Consider the following 3,442-nt stretch of genomic DNA (forward strand, 5'->3'; position numbering starts at 1 on the left):
GAAATTTGCAAGCAGATGGCGTGCAAAGTCCCCAAACGCTCTTTGTGCGGTATTGCCTTAAAGTATATCATTGACATTTGCTTGAATTAGGGTGTGTTGAAACGAAGCCTGACACGTGTCTTTTCGGCAAAATTCACGATTTTCCACGTAAAAACACCACCTGAAAAGCTTTGTCAAAACCACCAAATTTATGAAATGTTTCTTCTGTTTTTTAATGAAAAACGCTATTGACAGATGCAGAAAAATCGCATATAATGAACTTAATCCAGGTGGAACAATGTTGTTTCTCCGGAAATGAAAAGAAAGGAATTTTTTCTGATGAAAAAACAAGTATATAACCCTTTTCTCCCCATTTATGAATGTGTTCCGGACGGTGAACCCCATGTGTTCGGTGACCGTGTATACCTGTACGGCTCCCACGACAAAGAGGGCGGCGAAACCTTCTGCATGCTGGACTACACCACCTACTCTGCTCCGGTGACAGACCTGTCCGACTGGCGTTGCGAGGGCACCATTTACCGTGCCGATCAGGATCCGGCATATCCCACAGACCGGAAGTTCATGTACGCTCCGGACGTTGTACAGGGCAATGACGGCAGATTTTACCTTTATTACTGTATGTCCGGCAGAGCCGGCTTCGGCGGCTACAACGGACCGATCAGCGTGGCTGTCAGCGATTCTCCGGCAGGACCATTCCGGTATCTGGGCTTTGTGCACTATCCTGACGGCAGCCCCATGCTGAACTACATCTGCTTCGATCCCGGCGTTATCAACGATGACGGCACGATCCGCATTTACTACGGCACATGGTCAGACGAGGCTCTGGACAAGGACTTCCCGAACCACGAGGAAGCCATTCAGACAGTCATGCAGCGGTATCACAAGAGCCGAAACGAAGTCCTGCAAACAGAGGGCAGTGTCATGGGTCCCTGCACAGTCACTGTGGGAGATGACATGCTGACAGTCACCAGCGAACCGCGGCACATCATTCCGGCATACCCCATTGGCACCAGCTTCGAGGAGCACCCGTTCTTTGAAGCAAGTTCCATTCGCAAGATCGGCGGCAAGTATTATTTCATCTACTCCTCCTGGCAGAACCACGAACTCTGCTATGCCACCAGCGACCTGCCGGACAGAGATTTCGTCTTTGGCGGCACTATCGTTTCCAACGGTGATGTCGGTTATCATGGCAGAAGCGAAAAAGACCGCCTGAACATGACCGGCACCACACACGGCAGCATCGAATGCATCAACGGACAGTGGTACGTATTCTATCACCGCCTGACTCACAAGTCCGACTACAGCCGTCAGGCATGTGCAGAACCCATTACCATTCTGCCGGACGGCAGCATTCCGCAGGTAGAGATCACCTCCTGCGGTCTGAACGGCAAGCCGCTGCACGGTACCGGCACCTATCCGGCAGTGATCGCCTGCAACATCACCAACGGACACATGCCCCACGGCTCCAACAAGATCTACACCGACAGTTTCCCCAACGCGACCCACTGCGGTGAAGATCGCTTTATCGGCGAAATTCAGGACGGCACCATGCTGGGATACAAGTACTTCGCATTCTCCGGTGCAAAGGAGATCGGCGTACAATACCGCGGTTCCTGCAACGGCAAGTTTGTAGTTTCCGACAACATGGACGGCAAAAACATCGTGGCAGAGATTCCGGTTGCTCCGGCAGATGCATGGACGGAAAGCCGTGCTCCCCTGCACATTTCCGACGGCACTCACCCGCTGTATCTGTTCTACCGCGGCGACGGTGAAGCAGCGGTCAAGGAATTGTACCTGGCATAACAGGAGGGAATGCATATGATCGAGCAAAGCATACAGGAACTGATTCAGTACGGTATCGAAAAAGAACTGATCACGTCCGAAGATGAGATCTTCCTGCGGAATCAGCTTATGGATCTCTTGCAGCTTTCTGCGTGGGAAACGCCTGCCCTGCCGGAGGTGCTGCCCACCATTGACGAAATTCTGGACAAACTGGTGTCCTATGCTGCAGAAAAAGACATCATCACCGACTCCAACGCCGCCAGAGATCTGTTTGACACCCGCATCATGGGGCTGCTGACAGAACGCCCGCACACAGTGAACCGCAGCTTTTTTGCCGCATATCACCGCAGTCCGGAAGAAGCCACAGACTGGTACTATCAGTACAGCAAGGACACCAACTACGTCCGTGCCGGCAGAATTGCCAAGGATCTGCGTTGGACATATGACTGTGAATACGGCACACTGGACGTAACCATTAACCGTTCCAAGCCGGAAAAAGACCCACGCGACATTGCCGCAGCCAAGAACCAACCCCAGACCAAATATCCGGCATGCCAGCTTTGCATTGAAAACACCGGTTTTGCCGGCACGCTGACACACCCTGCACGGCAGAATCTCCGGCCGATTCCCATTTCCATTCACGGCGGAAACTGGGCTTTCCAGTACTCCCCCTATGGCTATTATAATGAACACTGCATCGTGTTCAATCAGAAACATGTTCCCATGGTGATCAATGCGGCAGTTTTTGAAAAGCTGTTCGATGTGCTGGACATGCTCCCCCACTATTTCATCGGCTCCAACGCCGATCTGCCGATTGTGGGCGGTTCTATCCTGAGCCACGAACATTTTCAGGGCGGACACTACACTTTCGCCATGGCAAAGGCTCCGGTGGAAACACCGTTCCTGCTGCCGAATCAGCCGGAAGTACAGGCGGGGATCGTCAAGTGGCCTATGTCGGTCATTCGCCTGCAAAGTGAAAATCGCTCTGCCCTTGCGACAGCCTGCGACCACGTGCTCACCCAGTGGCGAACCTATACCGATGCCGAAGCAGAAATCTATGCGGAAACAGACGGCACACCACACAACACCATTACCCCCATTGCCAGAATGCGTGGCGGACTGTACGAATGCGATCTGGTGCTGCGGAACAACCGCACCACGGCGGAACGCCCGCTGGGACTGTTCCACCCGAACCCGTCCCTGCACCATATCAAAAAGGAAAACATCGGTCTGATCGAAGTCATGGGACTGGCTGTCCTGCCGGCACGTCTGGCGGGAGAACTGCCGGTACTGGCAAGGGCGTTGTATTCTGATGCCGACCTGACACAGACTGACTCTCTCCGCAGTCACATGCCATGGCTGGAGAAAGTCCGCACACGCCACCCCGAAGCCAATGCGGAAAATGCGGAAACGATCATTCAGCAGGAAATCGGGGCAGTCTTTGAACAGGTTCTGCTGGACGCAGGCGTTTTCAAACGCACCGATGCCGGAAAGGCACAGTTCCTGCGGTTCGTAGAACAGGTTCGCTCCACAGCAGATTAAGGAAACACTGCATAAAGCTTTGCATACACAACAGAACAGCCCTGCACGGTCTTTGCAAAACGCAGACCATGCAGGGCTGTTTCCATTAAGGCAATACCGCACAAAGATTGTGCGACAG

At 53.1% G+C, this 3,442-nt stretch carries 2 protein-coding genes; both read left to right on the forward strand.

The annotated features are described in order from the left end of the window. Positions 1 to 318 precede the first annotated feature (318 nt). Positions 319 to 1,803 (forward strand): family 43 glycosylhydrolase, encoded by a 1,485-nt coding sequence (locus tag RUMCAL_RS13700; RefSeq protein WP_040648372.1) that lies wholly within the window; start codon positions 319 to 321, stop codon positions 1,801 to 1,803. 15 nt (positions 1,804 to 1,818) lie between these two features. Continuing rightward, positions 1,819 to 3,324, forward strand: coding sequence for a UDP-glucose--hexose-1-phosphate uridylyltransferase (locus tag RUMCAL_RS13705; protein WP_040648363.1), 1,506 nt, complete (start codon positions 1,819 to 1,821; stop codon positions 3,322 to 3,324). Positions 3,325 to 3,442: the final 118 nt, after the last annotated feature.

Origin of the sequence: Ruminococcus callidus ATCC 27760 (assembly GCF_000468015.1) — a bacterium.
Classification (GTDB): domain Bacteria; phylum Bacillota; class Clostridia; order Oscillospirales; family Ruminococcaceae; genus Ruminococcus_C; species Ruminococcus_C callidus.